This window comes from Oleispirillum naphthae, assembly GCA_027864655.1.
GTDB classification, from domain to species: Bacteria; Pseudomonadota; Alphaproteobacteria; order Rhodospirillales; family Rhodospirillaceae; genus Oleispirillum; species Oleispirillum naphthae.
The window spans coordinates 369,883-387,966 of sequence record JAQAZG010000002.1; the positions used below are offsets into that span (position 1 = coordinate 369,883).

The window sequence follows — 18,084 nt, forward strand, 5'->3', positions numbered from 1 at the left end:
TCCGCGCGGCACTTGCGGAGTCCGCAATGCGCGTGCAGGACGAACTGGACGCCCTGCTGCCGCTCAAAGGCGCGCCGGAAGACCGCGTGGTCGAGGCGATGCGCTACGCCTGCCTCAACGGCGGCAAGCGCCTGCGCCCCTTCTTCGTGATGCGGAGCGCCGCGCTCTTCCATGTGGACCGCCGCGCCGCGGTGCGCGCCGCGGCGGCGGTGGAGATGCTGCACTGCTATTCCCTGGTGCACGACGACCTGCCCGCCATGGACGACGACGACCTGCGCCGCGGCCGCCCCACGGTGCACCGCCGCTTCGACGAGGCGACCGCCATTCTCGCGGGCGATGCGCTCCTCACCGCCGCCCTCGGCACTCTGGCCGACCCCGCGGTGCACACCGATCCGGCGGTGCGCTGCGAACTCGTCGCCCGCCTCGCCGCCGCATCCGGCGCGCACGGCATGGTCGGCGGCCAGATGCTCGACCTGCTGGCCGAGCACCGCGACCTCGACATGCCCGCGATCACCCGCCTGCAACGCATGAAGACCGGCTGCCTGATCGCGTTCTCCTGCGAGTGCGGCGGCATCATGGGCAAGGCCGCGCCGCGGCTGCGCCAGGCGCTCGCCGCCTATGCCCACGACGTCGGGCTGGCCTTCCAGATCGCCGACGACCTCTTGGACGTGGAAGGCTCGGCGGAGGACGTGGGCAAGGCCACCGGCAAGGATGCGGAGCGCGGCAAGGCGAGCTTCGTCGCCGTCCTCGGGGCGGAACGCGCCCGCGACCAGGCGCTGCTTCTGATCGAACAGGCGGTGTCGCACCTGGAGGTGTTCGAGGGCCGCGCCACCCTGCTCGAAGAGGCGGCGCGCTTCGTGGTGGACCGCAGCCGATGACGACGCAAAACGGTAAATCCGCGCCGCGCGCGACGCCGGTGCTCGACGGCATTTCCTCGATGGCGGAGCTGCGCGCCCTGCCGGAGGAGAAACTCCCCGCGCTCGCCGACGACGTGCGCGCCGCGATGATCGAGGCGGTCTCCACCACCGGCGGCCACCTCGGCGCGGGCCTGGGCGTGGTCGAGCTCACCGTCGCCCTGCACTACGTCTTCGACACGCCGGACGACCGCCTGATCTGGGACGTCGGCCACCAGTGCTATCCCCACAAGATCCTCACCGGGCGGCGCGGCCTGATGCACCGCATCCGCCAGAAGGACGGCCTTTCCGGCTTCACCAAGCGCGGCGAATCCCCCTTCGACCCGTTCGGCGCGGGGCACAGCTCCACCTCGGTCTCCGCCGGGCTGGGCATGGCGGTGGCGCGCGACCTCAAGCACGAAAACCGCGACGTCGTCTGCGTCATCGGCGACGGCGCGATGAGCGCGGGCATGGCCTTCGAGGCGCTCAACAACGCGGGCTCGGCGAACTCGCGCCTCATCGTCATCCTCAACGACAACGACATGTCGATCGCGCCGCCGGTGGGCGCGATGAGCGCCTACCTCTCGCGCCTCCTCTCTTCGCAGTCCTACCATACCCTGCGCAGCGCGATGAAGGACGTGGCGGCGCTGTTCCCCTCCTCGATCGAACGCGCCGCCCGCAAGGCGGAGGAATACGCCCGCACCCTGGTGACCGGCGGCACCCTGTTCGAGGAGATGGGCTTCCACTACATCGGCCCGGTGGACGGCCACCGCCTCGACCACCTGGTGCCGGTGCTCAAGAACGTGCGCGCCGCCAAGGCGAGCCGCCCGATCCTGGTGCACGTGGTGACGCAGAAGGGCCGCGGCTATGCGCCCGCCGAGCGCGCCGCCGACAAGTACCACGGCGTCTCCTGCTTCGATGTGGAGACCGGCCGCCAGGAAAAGGCGAAGCGCAACGGCCCCACCTTCACCGAGGTGTTCGCCGATGCCCTCACCCGCGCCGCCGAAACCGACCCCAAAATCGTCGCCGCCACCGCCGCCATGCCCGCGGGCACCGGGCTCGACGCCTTCGCCGCGGCGCACCCGAAGCGGATGTTCGACGTCGGCATCGCCGAACAGCACGCCGTCACCTTCGCCGCCGGGCTGGCGGCCGAGGGCCTGCGCCCCTTCGTCGCCATCTATTCCACCTTCCTGCAACGCGGCTTCGACCAGGTGGTGCACGACGTGGCGTTGCAGAACCTGCCGGTGCGCTTCATCCTCGACCGCGCCGGGTTCGTCGGCGCGGACGGCGCGACGCACCAGGGCGCCTACGACCTCGCCTATCTCTGCTGCCTGCCGAACATGACGGTGATGGCCCCCGCCGACGAGGCGGAACTCGCCCGCATGATCGCCACCGCCATCGCCCACGATTCCGGCCCCGTCGCGGTGCGCTTCCCGCGCGGCTGCGGCCCGGGCGAGCCGGTGCCGGACGCCCCGAAACCCCTGCGCATCGGCCGCGGCCGCATCGTCCGCGAGGGCACGGACGCCGCCATCCTCAGCCTCGGCACCCGCTTGGCCGACAGCCTTGCCGCCGCGGAAACCCTGGCCGCGGAAGGCATCTCCGCCACCGTCGCCGACGCCCGCTTCGCCAAGCCGCTGGACCTCGCCCTGCTGCGCGACCTCGCAGGCAGGCACGCCGCCCTCGTCACCGTGGAGGAAGGCTCTTCCGGCGGCTTCGGCGCGCAGGTGCTCGACGCGCTGGCCAACCACGGCCTGCTCGACGCGGGCCTCAAGGTGCGCGCCCTCCATATCCCCGACGCCTGCTTCGAACAGGACAGCCAAACCGGCCAGGTCAAGGCCGCAGGCCTCGACGCCCCCGGCATCGCCAAGGCGGTGCGCGCGGCGCTGGGCCGCTAAAACGTTGCGGAGGGACTCGGTCCCTCCGCGCCTCCCCTAACTTTTGGTTTTTGCGCGAAGCGCCATAAAACCTGCCGTCGATGCAGCAGGAGATGATTGCCGCTGCGCGGCGAAAAAGTTATGGGGGGTGTGGGGGGACCGAGTCCCCCCATGAAGTTTTTGCTTTTACGACGGAGCGGCGGCGATGGCCGAACGGGCGGATCAGGCGTTGGTGGCACGGGGGTTGGCTCCTTCGCGGGCGCGGGCGCGGATGCTGATCGAGGCGGGGGCGGTGTTGGTCAACGGCGCGGTGCTGGACAAGCCCTCGCGCGGCATTGCGGCGGGCGATGGGGTGGAGGTGCGGGGCGAGGCGCTGCCCTGGGTCTCGCGCGGCGGGTTGAAGCTGGCGCACGGTCTGGCGCATTTCGGCTACGGCGCGGCGGGGCGGGTGTGCCTGGACGTGGGGGCCTCCACCGGCGGCTTCACCGACGTTCTGCGCCGGGCCGGTGCGGCGCGCATCTATGCGGTGGACGTGGGGCACGGCCAGTTGGCGGAGGCGCTGCGCGCCGACCCGCGGGTGGTGAGCCTTGAGGGGGTGAACGCGCGCCGCCTCTCCACCGCCGAGATTCCCGAGCCGGTGGGCGCGGTGGTGTGCGACGCGAGCTTCATCTCCCTGCAAACGGTGCTCGCCGCGCCCTTGGCGCTGGCCGCGCCCGGCGCATGGGCGGTGGCGCTGATCAAGCCGCAATTCCAGGTGGGGCCCGCCGCGGTGGGCAAGGGCGGCGTGGTCAAGGACGCGGCGGCGCGCGCCCGCGCCTGCGCCGAGGCGGCGGCGTGGTTCGCAACCCAGGGCTGGAGCGTGGACGGCATCACCGAAAGCCCGATCACCGGCCCCGACGGCAACGTCGAGTTCCTCATCGGCGCGCGTCTGGCCGGTTGAAAACCCAAAACTCTGCGGAGGGTCGCGGACCCTCCGCGCCTCCCATAACTTTCGGGTTTTGCGCGCAGCGCGATAAGACCATCACGCGGCGTGACGGTTGATTGCCGCTGCGCGGCAAAAACCGAGTTATGGGGTCCGGGGTCCGCGACCCCGGCGGGTCCGGGCAGCGCCCGGCCTGGTTTTTACGGCCTACCGCACCGAGATCGGCGGCATGATCGCCGCGCCGCGTTCCAGCTTCAGGCGGCTCCAGGCGGACAGCGTGGCGAGCGGCTCCGGCAGGCGGGGCAGGGCGGCCTGCATCAGTTCCCTGCCGTCGCCGCCGATGAGGCCGCGCAGGGTTTCGGTGAGCGATTTCGGCCGCGGGAAGGCGACGACGGCGGGGATCTGGTCCGCCGGGATGCCTGCGGCGCGCTTGGCGTAGGCGAAGGCCTTGAGCAGGCCGCCGGTATCGTCCACGAGGCCGAGCGCAAGGGCGCGTTTGCCGCTGAACACCCGGCCGCGCGCCGCCTTGTCCAGCGCTTCGGGCGCGAGTTTGCGCGCCTCGCCGACCTTGGCGGTGAAGTCGGCGTAGGCGGCGTCCACCACCGCTTCCAGGCGCGCCCTTTCGGCGGGGGAGAAGCCGTGGTTGGGCGACCACATCGCCGCGGTTTCGCCGGTGGAGAGGGTATTCCAGCGGATGCCGAGTTTCCGCCAGGCGTCTTCCAGCACGATCTTGCCGGCGATCACGCCGATCGAGCCGGTGATGGTGGCGGGTTCGGCGATCACGGTTTCCGCCGCCGAGGCGATGAAGTAGCCGCCGGAGGCCGCGACGTTGCCCATGGAGACGATGACCGGGCGGTTGGCGGCGCGCGCCTCGGCGATCGCCTGGCGGATGGTGTCGGAGGCGGCATAGTCGCCGCCCGGGGTTTCCAGGCGCAGCACGATGGCGCGCACGCCCTTGGCCTTCACCGCGTCGCGGATCGCCTGGGCGATGGTGGCGGCGCCGATGGCGGCGCGGTCGGCGAGCGGATCGAACTCGGTCTCGCCGGGGACGATCTGCCCCGCGGCCTGGATCAGCGCGAGGCGGATGTCGGTGTTGGGGGTTTCGGCGGTGGCGGCATAGGCCTCCGCCGGGAGAGCGCCGCCGGGGAAGGCGGCCTTCACCGCCGCCTGGAAATCGGCCTGGTAGCCCAGCGCATCGACCAGCCCGGCGGCCTTGGCCTCCGCGGCGAGCAGAGGGCCGCGCGCGGCGAGACCGCGCACCGCCTCGGGGGTGAGGCCGCGCGCCGTGGCGATGCTTTCGTTGAGGCTGTCCGCGATGTCGGAAACCAGCGCGCCGATGTTCTCGCGCACCGCCGGGGCCATGTCGTCGCGGGAGAGGAAGTCCATGGCGGACTTGTATTCCTGGCGCTGCACGATCTCGGCGCGGATGCCGTATTCGGCCAGCCCGCTGCGCAGGAAGGGGGTTTCCAGCGCCAGGCCGCGCAGGCCGTAGAGGCCGGAGGGCTGCAGCCACACCTGCCGGAAGGCGGAGGCGAGCGCCGCCGCGCCGGGCCCGCCGTCGAGGGATTCGGAGAACAGCAGGGTGGTCTTGCCGACCTTCTTGAAATCGGCGATCGCCTCGGCGAGTTCCTGCGCCGTGGCGGGGGCAGGCCGCGCGCCGCCGATGTGGGCGGCGACGCCCGCGATGCGCGGGTCGGCCGCGCCGCGGCGCAGCGCGGTGATGAGGTCGGCGAGCACGTAGGAACGGCCGAGGGAGAAGCTGTCGAGCGCGTCGCGCGGCGGCTGCGCGGCGATGCCGCGGTCGAAATCGACGACCAGGTAGTCGCCCTTGCGCACCTTGGTCTTTTCCGGCTCGGCGGAGCGCAGGATCATCACCCCTGCGATCGCCGCGACGGTGGCAACCGTGCCGATCAGGGCGAGGACGATCACCAGCCAGCGGAAAAGCGTGCGCATCTTTCAAGGTTCCTTTCGCGCGGGCGGGTTCAGGCGTCCGATCCGCCCGGGGCTCCGGCAAGGGGCAGGCGGTTTCCCGCCCAGCCGACGATGCCGTGACGCAGGTTGTAGACCTCCGGCACGCCGCGCGCGGCAAGCGCCGCGGCGACGCGCGCCGAGCGGACGCCGGAATGGCAGACCACCACGACCTTTTTTGCACCGAAATCCGGGTAGGAGTCGAGGCCGACCTGGCTCATCGGCAGGGAAATCGCGCCGGAGATGGCGGCCTCTTCCAGTTCGAAGGGCTCGCGCACGTCGATCAGGCAGGCCTCGCCCGACTGCTGCCAGGCATAGGCGGTGGCCGCATCGACCTCGGCGATGGAACGGCGGCGGAAGAACACGGGGGAATACTCCACGCAGGGCGGGTCAGGAGGCGCCGAACCCGCCGCATTGACCGCGATGCCGGAGCAGGTGATCGGCCAGCACGCAGGCGATCATCGCCTCGGCCACCGGCACCGCGCGAATGCCCACACATGGGTCGTGGCGGCCCTTGGTCAAGACGTCCACCGCCTCGCCGGCGAGATTGACGCTTCTGCGCGGGGTGAGGATGGAGCTGGTGGGCTTCACCGCCATGCGCGCGACGATCGGCTGGCCGGTGGAGATGCCCCCCAGGATGCCGCCCGCGTGGTTGGAGAGGAAGCGCACGCCGCCCTGGCCGTCGGGTTCCATCTCGTCGGCGTTGGTTTCGCCCGAGAGCGCGGCGGCGGCCAGGCCCGCGCCGATCTCCACCGCCTTGACCGCGTTGATGCTCATCAGCGCCTTGGCGATGTCGGCGTCGAGCTTGTCGTAGACCGGCTCGCCCAGGCCCGCGGGCACGCCCTCGGCCACCACCTCGACCAGCGCGCCGGTGGAGGAGCCGCGCTTGCGCACCGCGTCCAGTTCCGCCGCCCATTCTTCCGCGGTCCCTGCGTCGGGGCAGAAGAAGTCGTTGGCCGGGACCGCCTCCCAGTCCCAGCGGGCGCGGTCCACCGCGTGGCCGCCCATGGCGGTCATCGCGCCGCGGATCAGCACCCCGCCGGGGACGAGCGCGTTCAGCACCGCGCGCGCCACCGCGCCCGCGGCGACGCGCATCGCGGTTTCCCGCGCCGAGGCGCGGCCGCCGCCGCGCGGGTCGCGGATGCCGTACTTCGCCTGATAGGTGAAGTCCGCATGCCCGGGGCGGAACGACTGGGCGATCCCGGAATAGTCCTTGGAGCGCTGGTCGGTGTTCTCGATGAGGAGGCCGATCGGCGTGCCGGTGGTCAGGCCCTCGAACACGCCGGAGAGGATCTTCACCGCGTCCGGTTCGCGCCGCTGGGTGGTGTGGCGCGACCGGCCGGGGCGGCGCTTGTCGAGGAAGGGCTGGATGTCCGCCTCGGAAAGCGGGATGCGCGGCGGCACGCCGTCCACCACGCAGCCGATCGCGGGCCCGTGGCTTTCGCCGAAGGTGGTGAAGCGGAAAGCGGCGCCGAAGGCGTTGCCGGCCATGAGCCCCTCCTCGCGGGGCGCGCGCCGGGCGCGCCCCGGGTTCTCGTCATTCGCCCGCGAAGGACTGCATCAGCTCGGCGTTGCCCGCGGCGCTCGCCGGGTTGATCATGCCGTTGACGTGGTAGCCCGAGTCCACGTGGTGCACCTCGCCGGTGACGCCGCCCGCAAGATCGGACAGCATGTACATCCCGGCGTTGCCGACGTCGTCGATGGTGACGTTGCGCTGCAAGGGCGAGTTCAGTTCGTTCCACTTCATGATGTAGCGGAAGTCGCCGATGCCGGAGGCGGCGAGCGTCTTGATCGGCCCGGCGGAGAGCGCGTTGACGCGGATGCCGAATTCGCCCAGGTCCATCGCCAGGTACTTCACCGAGGCGTCGAGCGCCGCCTTGGCCACGCCCATGACGTTGTAGTGGGGGATGAACTTCTCCGAGCCGTAGTAGGTGAGGGTGAGCAGGTTGCCGCCCTCCTTCATCAGCGGCTGGGCGCGGCGGCAGACGTCGGTGAACGAGAACACCGAGATGTGCATGGTGTTGGCGAAGTTCTCGGCGGTGACGTCGTAGTATTTGCCTTTGAGCGCCTCCTTGCCCGCAAACGCGATGGCGTGGACGACGAAGTCCAGGCCGCCCCAGCGCTCGGCGATGGCGGCGAACAGGGCATCCATGCTGGCGGCGTCGGTGACGTCGCAGGGCGCGAGAAAGTCGGAGCCGACCTCCGCGGCGAGCGGTTCGACGCGGCGCTGCAGCGCCTCGCCCTGGTAGGTGAAGGCCAGCTCCGCGCCATGCCGATGGCAGGCTTTGGCGATGCCCCAGGCGATGGAACGGTCGTTGGCGACCCCCATGATCAGGCCTTTTTTCCCGGCCATCAAAGGTGCGGCGGATGTCATGGATATCCTCTTGGCAGCGAACTACAAAAATCTGTGGCTCCGCTCCCCGCGGCTATGCAAAACGGGGTGTATGAGCGGTAAAGCGCGCGTATCCTACACGAAACCCACACACCGGCAAAGGGGAACGGGATGACCGACAAAGCCGCCGAACGGACCCTGATGTCGCGCCTGCGCACCCGCCTGGGGCCGCGCGCACCGTGGTTCGACCTTGCGCTCTACGTGTTCGCCCGCGGCCAGAAGGACCAGTTTCTGCGCGTCGCCGCCTCGCTTTCCTATACTTCGCTGATCGCATTGGTGCCGCTTTTGGCCATCGCGGTGGCGATTTTTTCAGCGTTTCCGGCGTTCTCCGAGGCGCGCGGGCAGTTCGAGAACTTCATCTCCCAGTCCATGGTGCCCAACGCCGGGCAGTCGGTGCACGTCTACCTGCGGCAGTTCATCAACGCCACCGGCAAGCTGACCACCGTCGGCGTGGTCGGCCTGGGGGCCACCGCGGTCTTGACCCTGATCACCATCGAGACCGCCTTCAACGCCATCTTCCGCGTCGCGCGGCAGCGGCCGATGCTCTCCCGCGTGCTGATGTACTGGGCGGTGCTCACCCTCGGGCCGCTGCTCTTCGGCGCGTCCTCGACGCTGTCCGGCGGCCTCTTCGCGATGCGCCGGGCGCTCGCGGGCGGGGCCTTCGACAGCATCTCCACGGCGGCCGGGCTGTTCACCCCGATGCTGTTCTCCTGGATCGCCTTCTCGCTGCTCTACATGGCGGTTCCCAACCGCCCGGTGGCCTGGCGCGATGCGCTGATCGGCGGCGCGGTGGCGGCGGTGCTGTTCGCGCTGCTGCGCTTCGGCTTCTCCCGCTTCGTGGCGAGCGGCAACACCTACCGCACGCTCTACGGCGCGCTCGCGGTGATCCCGCTGTTCCTGCTGTCGATGTACCTCTCCTGGGCGGTGGTGCTGTTCGGCGCGGTGATGACTGCGGCGCTGCCGGAGTGGCGGGCGCACGCCGCAGGCGGCGGCGAGAGCACCGGCGCGGCGGCGGAGATCGGCATCGCGCTCGGCCTTCTGGCGCAACTGCGCGCCGCGCAACAGACCGGGCGGGCGGCGCGGCGGCGGCTCCTGCTCGCCGCCGCGGCGGCCCCGGAATCGGCGGTGGAGGGCGTGCTCGCCAAGCTCAAGGCCGCCGGATTCGCCGAACGCAGCGAGGACGGCGACTGGATTCTCACCCGCGACCTCGCCGAGGTGCCGATGTCCGCCCTGGTCGCGGCGCTGGGCTGGGGATGGTCGGCGGAAAGCCTGGAGCGCCTGCCCGGCGCATGGCGCCCGGCGCTCGCCGCGGCCCTGGGCGACAGCCTCGCCGCGGAGCAAACCGCCTGGGGCATGCCGGTGCGCAGCGTCGTCGAAGCGCGCGCCGGGGGCGAATGAAAAACCAAAACTTTCCGGAGGGACTCGGTCCCTCCGGGCCTCCCCTACACTTTTGGTCTTTGCGCGTAGCGCGATAGAGCCATCACGTGGCGTGACGGTTGATAGCCGCTGCGCGGCGAAAAATGATGGGGGGTGTGGGGGGACCGAGTCCCCCCGCGAAGTTTTATTTTTCAGCCCAGGTCCTTGCGCGGGTCGGTGGGGTCCGCCGGGGTCCAGGCTTCGGCGAAGGCGGCGAGCGCCGGGTCGTTTTCCGGCAGCGCCACCATCAGGGTGACCAGCAGGTCGCCCGCGGTCTTGCCGGGCACGCCCTTGCCGCGCAGGCGCAGCACCTTGCCGCTGCTCGAGCCTTTGGGGACGGAGAGGGTGACGGTGCCGTGCGGGGTGGGCACCGGCACCTTGGCGCCGAGCACCGCCTCCTTCAGCGTGACCGGCAGGTTCAGCAGGATGTCGTTGCCCTGGCGGCTGAAGTGCGGGTGGTCCTGCACCTGGATTTCGATCAGCGCGTCGCCCGCCGCGCCGCCGTTGGCGCCGGGCATGCCCTGGCTCTTCAGCCTTAGGGTCTGGCCGCTTTCGGTTCCGGGCGGGATGCGCACGTCGAGGGTTTTGCCGTTGGTCAGCGCGACGCGCTTGGTGGTTCCGGCCACCGCATCGACGAAACCGACCCGAAGGGTATAGGAGACGTTGGCGCCGCGGGTCTGGAAGCCGCCTCGCCCGCCGCCCATGTTGCCGCCGCGTAACATGTCGGAGAACGCCTCGTTGTCGCCGAAGATGTCCTCGAAGGAGAAGCCGCGCGCCCCGCCGCCATGGGCCGAATAGGCGCGGCCGTGGCGCGCGCCGGTGAAGGCGGCGGCCTTTTCGTTGCCGTCGGCGTCGATCTCGCCGCGGTCGAAGCGGGCGCGCTTTTCCGCGTCGCCGAGGATTTCGTAGGCGCGGTTGACTTCCTTGAAGCGGTCCTCGGCCTTGGGGTCGTCCGGGTTGCTGTCCGGATGCGCGGCGCGCGCCTTGGCGCGGAAGGCCTTCTTGATGGCCGCCGCGTCGGCGGACTTCGGGACGCCGAGAATGGTATAGGGGTCACGGGTCGGCATGGTCTCTAGATGGTCCTCGATCGATTGTCCGAACATCGGCAGCATACCGTTTCAGGCATTAATGATTTATGGAATTTCCGCGCCGTGCGCCAGTGCCTGGGCGCGAAGGGCGCTTGTTCGCGCCGCGATTCCGTGAAAGACTCCCCTCCGCCGCCGGAACCGAACTTTCCGCACGCGGTTCATCCTGTCGCTTTATCGTATCGGACTCATCATGACCCTGCACCCGTGGCCGGAACCCTTCGGCCTTTTCGCCGCCTGGATGAAGGAGGCCGCCGCCAAGGAGACCAACGATCCGGAGGCGATGAACCTCGCCACCGTGGACGCGGAGGGGCGGCCCTCCTCGCGCATGGTGCTGCTCAAGGCGGTGGATGACCGGGGCTTCGTGTTCTACACCAACCTGGAAAGCCGCAAGGGCGGCGAGATCGCGGGCAACCCGCATGTCGCGCTGTGCTTCCATTGGAAGAGCCTGCGCCGCCAGGTGCGGGTCGAAGGTCCGGTGGAGCCGGTGACGGCGGAGGAGGCGGACGCCTATTTCGCCTCCCGCGCGCGCGGCAGCCAGATCGGCGCGTGGGCGTCGCAGCAGTCGCGCCCGCTGGAGGGGCGCTTCGCGCTGGAGCGCCGCGTCGCCGAGTTCACCGCCAGGTTCGGCCTCGGCCGGGTGCCGCGGCCGCCGCACTGGTCCGGCTTCCGCGTGCTGCCGCAGCGCATCGAGTTCTGGAAGGACAAGCCCTTCCGCCTGCACGACCGCAGCATCTATCTGCGCGAGGGCGACGCCTGGGCCACCGAGAAGCAGTTCCCCTGAGGGGCGAGGCCATGGCCGTCTCTTCGATACCGCGCGCCCACCGCCTGATGCGCGCCGCCACCTATGCCGCGGTCGCCACCGCCTGCCTGCTGATCGTGGTCAAGGCGGCGGCGTGGATGGCCACCGGCTCGCTGTCGCTGCTGGCCAGCCTGGTGGATTCCGGCCTCGACGCCGCCGCCTCGCTGATCAACCTGATGGCGGTGCGCCACGCGCTGCAACCCGCCGACAGCGACCATCGCTTCGGCCACGGCAAGGCGGAATCGGTGGCCGGGCTGGCGCAGGCCGCCTTCATCGGCGGTTCCGCGGTGTTCCTGACGCTGGAGTCGGCGCAACGCATCGTCTCGCCGGTGGCGGTGGTGCGCGAGGGCGTGGGCATCGGGGTGATGGTCTTCGCCATGGCCGCGACCGCGCTGCTGGTGGCGTTCCAGCGCTATGTGGTGCGCGAGACGCAGTCGCTCGCCATCGGCGCGGACTCCGCCCACTACACCGGCGACATCCTGGTCAACGGCAGCGTCATCGTCTCCTTCCTGCTCAACCGCCTGTTCGGCTGGGGGTGGGCCGACGGGGTGTTCGCCTGCGGCATCGCCGCCTACCTGGCGCACAACGCCTGGGGGATCGGCGTGACCGCCTTCAACCAGCTGATGGACAAGGAAATGCCGGAGGAGGAGCGTGCCCGCATCATCGCCGTCGCGCTGGCGGAGAGCGGGGCGCTGGCGCTGCACGACCTGCGCACCCGGGTTTCCGGCCCCAACGCCTTCATCCAGCTGCATCTCGAGGTGGACGGCGGCATGCCCCTGGTGGCTGCGCACGACGTCGCGCAGCGCGTCGAGGATGCGCTCGCCGCCGCCTTCGAAGGCGCCGAGGTGATCGTCCACCTCGACCCGATCGGCATCGTCGAGCCGGACGGCTCCACCGCGCGGGAGCGCGTGGTTTCCGACGAGGCCGTCCCGCCCGCCGCCGACACCCCCTGAAAAATCGCAGTATCGCTTTGTTTCGCCGCATGAATTTTCCTCGCGGCGATATTATCTATTAGGTACGATACGAGAGGTAACGGGGGAGGGCGACCGGCTGCGGCCGGGGCGGCCCCATTCGGTTGGGAGGATCAGCCATGAGCATCAAAGACATCCTTGTCCATCTGGACACCGGCGCGGCGTGCGGGGAGCGCATCGATGTGGCGCTGCGGCTCGCCGCGAAATACGAGGCGCGCCTGATCGGCCTGTTCGTGCGATCCCTGCCTTACGTGCCGCACTTCGTCGCCGCACAGATCGGTCCGGACATCTACGAGACCCAGAAGCGCGTCGCCGAGCGCGAGGAAATGGCGGTGCGCAAGGACTTTCTCGACCGCTGCGCCAAGGCCGGGCGGAGCGGCGAATGGCGTTGCGACGAAGGCGACATGATCGAGACGGTGTGCCTGCATTCCAAGTACGTCGATCTGGTGATCATCGGCCAGTTCAACCCCGACGAGGACCACCGCGAGGGCGAGATGGCGATGGCCGACAACGTGGTGATGGACGCCGGACGCCCGGTGCTGGTGGTGCCCTATGCCGGCACCTTCCCCACCGTCGGCGAGAAGGTGATGGTCGCCTGGAACGCCAGCCGCGAGTCGGTGCGTGCGGTGCACGACGCGCTGCCCTTCCTCAAGACCGCCAAATCGGTCGAGGTGGTGGCCGCCAACCCGCAGGACGCCGAGGGCGTGCACGGCGACATTCCCTGCGCCGCGATCTGTTCCCATCTGTCACGCCACGGCGTTTCCGCGGTGGCGAAGACGGTCTATGCCGACGACATGAACGTCGGCGCGATCCTGCTGTCGCGCGCGGCGGACGACAGCATCGACCTTCTGGTCACCGGCGCCTACGGGCGTTCGCGCCTGCGCGAGCTGATCCTCGGCGGCGTGACGCGGCACCTTCTCGGCAACATGACGGTGCCGGTGCTGATGTCGCACTGAACGCGCGGCGCGACTCGATTTCCGCGGGGCGGACCGGGCGACCGGCCCGCCCTTTTCGCGTTTCCGTTGCGAAAATTTCCCGAAAAAACCTGTAAAAATAAAGCGGAGACCCCATATCGAAGATAAGGAACGGGGTCTTCTGTTCCCGTTCCTCCGGGGCCGTCGGAGTGGTCCCGGACGGCGCGGGGAGCGCCAATTCCGCCGGAGCGACGGAAACAACGCGAGCGGAGGATGGAACATGAAGATAGGCATTTTCGGTGCGGGTGCGGTTGGTGGTTTTCTGGGGGCGAAGCTTGCTGCGGCCGGCCAGGATGTGCACTTCATCGCCCGCGACAACCAGATGAAGGCGATGCGCCTGAACGGCCTGACCGTGAAGAGCGAAGCCTTCGGCAATACCTATATCGCGCATCCGCAGGTGACCGACGACCCCGAAGAGGTCGGCGCCTGCGACGTCGTGTTCTTCACCGTGAAACTCTACGACAGCGACGAAGCGATCAAGCTCATGGAGCCGATGGTCGGCGCGGGGACGGTGATCGTTTCCTTCCAGAACGGCCTGACCGCTGCCGAACCGTTGATGAAGGCCTTCGGGCCGGAGATGGTGCTCGGCGGCGTCGCCTATACCATGGCCTACGTCGAGACCCCCGGCATCATCCAGCAGATCGGCCGCTGGGGCCGCTTCATCGTCGGCCGCTTCGCGCCCGGCGCGACCGCCCAGGGCGAAATGATCATGGACAAGGCGCCGCAACTGCGCGCCGAGACGATCCGCGAGACGCTGATCGAGGCGGGCCTCGAAGCCGCGGTCAGCGACGATATCCGCACGGAGATCTGGAAGAAGTTCGCCTATCTCGCGCCGCTCTCCGGCATGGCCGCGCTGTTGCGCCTGCCGCTCGGCGAGATTCTCGCGGACCCGGATACCCGGGCGATGCTGGAGGCCGCGATCATGGAGGTGATCCGCGTCTCCACCGCCAAGGGCCTGAAGCTCGAGGCGCCGCTGAAGGACACCATCATGCAGATGTTCGAGACCATGCCGCCGGAGATGGGCACCTCGATGCTCACCGACATGCTGCAGGGCAAGCGGCTGGAGGTTCCGTGGCTGTCCGGCACGGCCAGCCGGTTCGGCCACGAGGCGAACGTGCCGACGCCGATGCACGACGCGATCTATACCGCGTTGAAGTTGTGGTCGTAGGCGCCGGTACGCCGGGCGCGGCGGTCGCCGCGCATCCCGCCCAAGGAAAAAGGCCCCCGGTTTCGGGGGCCTTTTTGCCGCTCAGACCGCAACCTCGGGGCCGCGCCCGCCGTGGCGCAGCGACCATTCCACCGGATCGTGGAGGAAGGCGCGCACCTCCTGGATCGCCTCGCGGGAGAAATAGCCGCCGTCCTCCGCCGCTTCCAGCACGTCCCACCAGGTGGCGAGGTAGTGCAGGGTGACGCCGCTCTCTTCCAAGAGCTTGAGCGCGCCGGGGAAGACGCCGTAGAAGAACACCACCAGGGCATGCGCGCATTGCAGGTCGGCGGCGCGCAGGGCGTTGACGAAGTTGATCTTGCTCGCGCCGTCGGTGGCCAGATCCTCGACCAGGAGGACGCGCTGGCCGGGGCGCGGATCGCCCTCGATCTGCGCGTTGCGGCCGAAGCCCTTGGCCTTCTTGCGGACGTAGAGCATGGGCAGTTCCAGGCTGTCGGACAGCCACGCGCCGTAGGGGATGCCCGCGGTCTCGCCGCCCGCCACCGCGTCGAGGGATTCGAAGCCGATCTTCCGCACGATCGTCTGGCGCGCGTGCTCGATGATCTCCTTGCGGGCGCGCGGGAAGGAAATCACCTTGCGGCAGTCGATGTAGACCGGGCTCATCCATCCGGAGGTCAGGGTGTAGGGGTCCTCGGGACGGAAGTTGACGGCGCCGATCTCCATCAGGATGCGGGCCACGGTCTGTCCGGTCCGGCGTTGGTCGGAGGTGCGGGAAGCGGTGGACATCTGTCCTCTCTCATTGCGGTCGGGTGGGGTGCTTGCCTTTTATGACGAAGCCGCCCCCGTGACAATACGTTTGCCGACGCGGGGCTTTTTTTTGCCGCGGAAACCGGCTATCGCTGACGCGGGAACGCCGCGCCGCGCGGCGCAGCAAGGGGATACGATCCGTGGACGAGATCTGGGCGCTGCTCGACGACCGGGCCGGAAACACCGCACAGACCCTCGGCGTCGCCGAGGCGCTGGGCCAGCCCTTCGTGGAAAAGCGCATCGCCTACACCGCGCTCGCAGGTCTGCCCAACCTGATACGGGGCAAGGGACTCGCCGGCGTGGCGGAGCGCGAGGGCCTGCGCGCGCCGTGGCCGCGCCTGGTGATCGCCTCCGGCCGCCGCCTCGCCCCGGTGGCGCGCTGGATCAAGGCGCAGTCCGGGGCGAAGGGGCGGGCCTGCGCGCTGTGCCAGATCATGGACCCCGGCTGGCCGGGGCGCCGCGGCTTCGACCTCATCGCCGTGCCCACCCACGACCTGCACGCCCCGGCGGGGGGCAACATCCTGCGCATCCCCGGCGCGCCGCACCGCGTCACCGCCGCGCGCCTCGCCGCGGCGCGCGCCGCCTGGGCGCAGCGCATCGTGCCGATCCCCGCGCCGCGCATCGCGGTGCTCGTCGGCGGCGCGACCAAGTCCCTGCCGTTCACCGCAGGCCGCGCCGCGGCGCTCGGCCGCGCCGTCGCCGTCCTGGCGGACGAGATGGGCGGACGGGTGATGCTCACCACCTCGCGCCGCACCGGCCGCGAGGCGGAGGACGCGCTGATCGCCGAACTGCCGCAAAACGCCTGGACCTACCGCTGGGGCGACTCCGGCGAGAACCCCTATTTCGGCCTCCTCGCCTGGGCCGATGCGGTGGTGGTCACCGGCGATTCCATGTCCATGGTGTCGGAGGCGTGCGGCACCGAGGTCCCGGTCCTCATCGACGCGCCGGAAGCCGAAACCTCGGCCAAGCACGCCCGCCTGCACGCCGACCTCATCGCCCGCGGCCGCGCCCTGCCGCTTGCCGCCGCGGGGCCGCAGGCCCTGGCGCGGCTCTCCTGCCGCCCGCTCAACGCCGCGGTGGAGGTGGCCGCCGCGATCCGCGCGAAGAACCTGATCTGAAAAACCAAAACTTTGCGGGGGGACTCGGTCCCCCACACCCCCCATATGTTTTTCGCCGCGAAGCGGCAGACAACAGACCTGCGGCAACCGCCGCAGGCTTATGGCGCTACGCGCAAAAACTAAAAATTATGGGGTGCGCGAGGGGATTGGAGCCGACCGCCGGAGGCGGTGGGAACGCCCGGTGGGCGTTCCCAAGACGGAAATGTCCCCTCGCAAAGTTTTACCCGCTCACACCGCGCGGGAGTGGCGTTGTTCGCCCGCCACCAGGTAGCGGTCGAAGGCGGCGCAGGCGGAGCGGACGAACGGGCGGCCCGCCTCGGTCATCGCCACGATGTCGCCGCTGCGGGTGAGGAGGCCGTCGCTTTCCATTTCCGAGAGCCGCGGGTAGTCGGCGCGCAGGTCGCTGATATCCACGCCGTGCAGCGCCGCGGTGGCCGCCACATCGACGCGGAGGTCGCACATCAGGCGTTCGATGATGGCGCGCCGCGCCTTGTCCTCCACCGAGACCGAGATGCCGCGCCGCGTGGCGTAGACCCCCGCCGCGATGGAGTCCTTGTAGGCGGCGATGTCGCCGTCGTTGACCGCATAGCCCTGCGGCAGTTCGCTGATGCCGGAGGCGCCGATGCCGATCAGCGCGATGGCGGTGTCGCTGGTGTAGCCCTGGAAGTTGCGGTTGAGGGTGCCCGCCGCCAGCGCCAGCGCCAGGTCGTCCTCGGGTTTGGCGTAGTGGTCGAAGCCGATCTCCACATAGCCCGCGGCGAGGAGCAGCTCGCGCGCCAGCGCCGCCTGGTCCCAGCGCTCCGCCGCGCCGGGCAGGGTGTCCTCGGCGATGAGGTTCTGGTGCTTGCGCATCCACGGCACGTGGGCATAGCCGAACACCGCGAGGCGGTCCGGCGAAAGGGTGAGGATGCGGTCGATGGTGTCGCGCACGTTGGCCTGCGTCTGGTAGGGCAGGCCGTACATCAGATCGACGTTGATGTGGTCGATGCCGACGGCGCGCAGGGAGGCGATGGTGTTTTCCACCACCGAGAACGGCTGGATGCGGTGGATCGCCTTCTGCACCTTCGGCGTCAGGTCCTGCACCCCCACCGAGGCGCGGGTGACCCCCGCCTTGGCCATGGCGGTGACCAGTTCGGGGCGGGTGGTGCGCGGGTCGAGTTCGATGGCGATGGCGGCGTCGTCGCGGAAGGTGAAGGCGCTGCGCAGGTCCGCGATCAGCCCGGCGAAGTCCGGCGCGGCGAGGATCGAGGGGCTGCCGCCGCCGAAGTGCAGGTGGCGCACCGGCTGCGGCGCGCGGCCCCCGGCGCCGAGGCGTTCGGCGATCAGGCGGATTTCCCGCTTCAGGGTGTCGAGGTAGGAGGCGACCGGCGTATAGGTGGTGGTGCCGCGGGTGTGGCAGCCGCAGAACCAGCACAGCACCTCGCAATAGGGCACGTGCAGATAGAGCGACAGTTCCTGCGCGGGCGACAGCGCGTCGAGCCAGCCGCCGAACACCTCGGGGCTGACCCCGGCATGGAAATGCGGGGCGGTGGGATAGGACGTATAGCGCGGGATGCGCGCATCGTACTTGGCAATCAACTCGGTCGGCATGAAGGCTCCCTGTTCCTGCTGAAAGCTAGGCTTGCGGCGAGGGGGTTGCAAGGGGCGGCGTACCTGCGCACACTTCCTTTTCCGTAACGCATTCCGTCTGTAAGGAT

16 protein-coding genes are annotated in these 18,084 nt (G+C 70.0%); 9 read left to right on the plus strand and 7 right to left on the minus strand.

From position 1 onward, the window contains the following. The first annotated feature begins 26 nt into the window (after positions 1–26). The 3 genes from O7R11_RS03865 (at position 27) to O7R11_RS03875 (ending at position 3,707) form a co-directional block, all read left to right on the plus strand. Entirely contained in the window at positions 27–878 is an 852-nt protein-coding gene (locus O7R11_RS03865; protein ID WP_337996167.1) for a polyprenyl synthetase family protein, read from the plus strand. After that, positions 875–2,788, plus strand: a complete 1,914-nt coding sequence (gene dxs, locus O7R11_RS03870) for a 1-deoxy-D-xylulose-5-phosphate synthase (protein ID WP_337996168.1) — start codon at positions 875–877, stop codon at positions 2,786–2,788. Before O7R11_RS03865 ends, dxs begins: the two co-directional genes overlap by 4 nt. Before the next feature lie 184 nt (positions 2,789–2,972). After that, the gene (locus O7R11_RS03875) at positions 2,973–3,707 is read left to right on the plus strand and encodes a TlyA family RNA methyltransferase (protein WP_337996169.1); all 735 of its coding nucleotides are present in this window, start codon (positions 2,973–2,975) and stop codon (positions 3,705–3,707) included. A 189-nt stretch (positions 3,708–3,896) separates the two neighbouring features. Here the strand turns inward: O7R11_RS03875 and sppA are convergent, their stop codons facing one another. Genes sppA through fabI form a run of 4 tightly spaced genes read right to left on the minus strand, consistent with a single transcriptional unit; the run spans position 3,897 to position 8,031 of the window. Further along, positions 3,897–5,642: a signal peptide peptidase SppA gene (gene sppA, locus O7R11_RS03880; RefSeq protein ID WP_337996170.1), complete on the minus strand. Its 1,746-nt coding sequence runs from the start codon at positions 5,640–5,642 to the stop codon at positions 3,897–3,899. Between the two features lie 29 nt (positions 5,643–5,671). Continuing rightward, positions 5,672–6,022 (minus strand): rhodanese-like domain-containing protein, encoded by a 351-nt coding sequence (locus O7R11_RS03885; protein WP_337996171.1) that lies wholly within the window; start codon positions 6,020–6,022, stop codon positions 5,672–5,674. 25 nt (positions 6,023–6,047) lie between these two features. Continuing rightward, entirely contained in the window at positions 6,048–7,148 is a 1,101-nt protein-coding gene (gene aroC, locus O7R11_RS03890; RefSeq protein ID WP_337996172.1) for a chorismate synthase, read from the minus strand. Positions 7,149–7,194: 46 nt separating this feature from the next. Beyond that, positions 7,195–8,031: an enoyl-ACP reductase FabI gene (gene fabI, locus O7R11_RS03895; protein ID WP_337996173.1), complete on the minus strand. Its 837-nt coding sequence runs from the start codon at positions 8,029–8,031 to the stop codon at positions 7,195–7,197. A gap of 129 nt (positions 8,032–8,160) precedes the next feature. Here fabI and O7R11_RS03900 point away from each other — a divergent pair, with 129 nt between their 5' ends. Beyond that, positions 8,161–9,447, plus strand: coding sequence for a YihY family inner membrane protein (locus O7R11_RS03900; RefSeq protein ID WP_337996174.1), 1,287 nt, complete (start codon positions 8,161–8,163; stop codon positions 9,445–9,447). A gap of 170 nt (positions 9,448–9,617) precedes the next feature. Here O7R11_RS03900 and O7R11_RS03905 read toward each other — a convergent pair whose 3' ends face one another. Continuing rightward, positions 9,618–10,532 (minus strand): DnaJ C-terminal domain-containing protein, encoded by a 915-nt coding sequence (locus tag O7R11_RS03905; protein ID WP_337996175.1) that lies wholly within the window; start codon positions 10,530–10,532, stop codon positions 9,618–9,620. A gap of 211 nt (positions 10,533–10,743) precedes the next feature. On the opposite strand from O7R11_RS03905, the gene pdxH reads away from it, so the two are divergent. The 4 genes from pdxH (at position 10,744) to O7R11_RS03925 (ending at position 14,465) form a co-directional block, all read left to right on the plus strand. Continuing rightward, complete coding sequence (gene pdxH / locus O7R11_RS03910) at positions 10,744–11,334, plus strand: pyridoxamine 5'-phosphate oxidase (RefSeq protein ID WP_337996176.1); 591 nt, start codon at positions 10,744–10,746, stop codon at positions 11,332–11,334. 11 nt (positions 11,335–11,345) lie between these two features. Further along, positions 11,346–12,305, plus strand: coding sequence for a cation diffusion facilitator family transporter (locus O7R11_RS03915; protein WP_337996177.1), 960 nt, complete (start codon positions 11,346–11,348; stop codon positions 12,303–12,305). Between the two features lie 137 nt (positions 12,306–12,442). Then, positions 12,443–13,279: a universal stress protein gene (locus O7R11_RS03920; RefSeq protein WP_337996178.1), complete on the plus strand. Its 837-nt coding sequence runs from the start codon at positions 12,443–12,445 to the stop codon at positions 13,277–13,279. Positions 13,280–13,517: 238 nt separating this feature from the next. Further along, positions 13,518–14,465: a ketopantoate reductase family protein gene (locus O7R11_RS03925; RefSeq protein ID WP_337996179.1), complete on the plus strand. Its 948-nt coding sequence runs from the start codon at positions 13,518–13,520 to the stop codon at positions 14,463–14,465. An 81-nt stretch (positions 14,466–14,546) separates the two neighbouring features. On the opposite strand, the gene O7R11_RS03930 is transcribed toward O7R11_RS03925, so the two are convergent. Further along, entirely contained in the window at positions 14,547–15,248 is a 702-nt protein-coding gene (locus tag O7R11_RS03930; RefSeq protein ID WP_337996180.1) for an orotate phosphoribosyltransferase, read from the minus strand. A gap of 161 nt (positions 15,249–15,409) precedes the next feature. On the opposite strand from O7R11_RS03930, the gene O7R11_RS03935 reads away from it, so the two are divergent. After that, positions 15,410–16,387, plus strand: a complete 978-nt coding sequence (locus O7R11_RS03935; RefSeq protein ID WP_337996181.1) for a mitochondrial fission ELM1 family protein — start codon at positions 15,410–15,412, stop codon at positions 16,385–16,387. A gap of 228 nt (positions 16,388–16,615) precedes the next feature. Here the strand turns inward: O7R11_RS03935 and hemN are convergent, their stop codons facing one another. Continuing rightward, positions 16,616–17,977, minus strand: coding sequence for an oxygen-independent coproporphyrinogen III oxidase (gene hemN / locus O7R11_RS03940; RefSeq protein WP_337996182.1), 1,362 nt, complete (start codon positions 17,975–17,977; stop codon positions 16,616–16,618). Positions 17,978–18,084: the final 107 nt, after the last annotated feature.

Coding starts and splice junctions, on each gene's coding strand:
- O7R11_RS03865 (WP_337996167.1), top strand. CDS start 27: ATGCGCGTGCAGGACGAACTGGACGCCCTGCTGCCGCTCAAAGGCGCG.
- dxs (WP_337996168.1), top strand. CDS start 875: ATGACGACGCAAAACGGTAAATCCGCGCCGCGCGCGACGCCGGTGCTC.
- O7R11_RS03875 (WP_337996169.1), top strand. CDS start 2,973: ATGGCCGAACGGGCGGATCAGGCGTTGGTGGCACGGGGGTTGGCTCCT.
- sppA (WP_337996170.1), bottom strand. CDS start 5,642: ATGCGCACGCTTTTCCGCTGGCTGGTGATCGTCCTCGCCCTGATCGGC.
- aroC (WP_337996172.1), bottom strand. CDS start 7,148: ATGGCCGGCAACGCCTTCGGCGCCGCTTTCCGCTTCACCACCTTCGGC.
- fabI (WP_337996173.1), bottom strand. CDS start 8,031: ATGACATCCGCCGCACCTTTGATGGCCGGGAAAAAAGGCCTGATCATG.
- O7R11_RS03900 (WP_337996174.1), top strand. CDS start 8,161: ATGACCGACAAAGCCGCCGAACGGACCCTGATGTCGCGCCTGCGCACC.
- O7R11_RS03905 (WP_337996175.1), bottom strand. CDS start 10,532: ATGCCGACCCGTGACCCCTATACCATTCTCGGCGTCCCGAAGTCCGCC.
- pdxH (WP_337996176.1), top strand. CDS start 10,744: ATGACCCTGCACCCGTGGCCGGAACCCTTCGGCCTTTTCGCCGCCTGG.
- O7R11_RS03915 (WP_337996177.1), top strand. CDS start 11,346: ATGGCCGTCTCTTCGATACCGCGCGCCCACCGCCTGATGCGCGCCGCC.
- O7R11_RS03920 (WP_337996178.1), top strand. CDS start 12,443: ATGAGCATCAAAGACATCCTTGTCCATCTGGACACCGGCGCGGCGTGC.
- O7R11_RS03925 (WP_337996179.1), top strand. CDS start 13,518: ATGAAGATAGGCATTTTCGGTGCGGGTGCGGTTGGTGGTTTTCTGGGG.
- O7R11_RS03930 (WP_337996180.1), bottom strand. CDS start 15,248: ATGTCCACCGCTTCCCGCACCTCCGACCAACGCCGGACCGGACAGACC.
- hemN (WP_337996182.1), bottom strand. CDS start 17,977: ATGCCGACCGAGTTGATTGCCAAGTACGATGCGCGCATCCCGCGCTAT.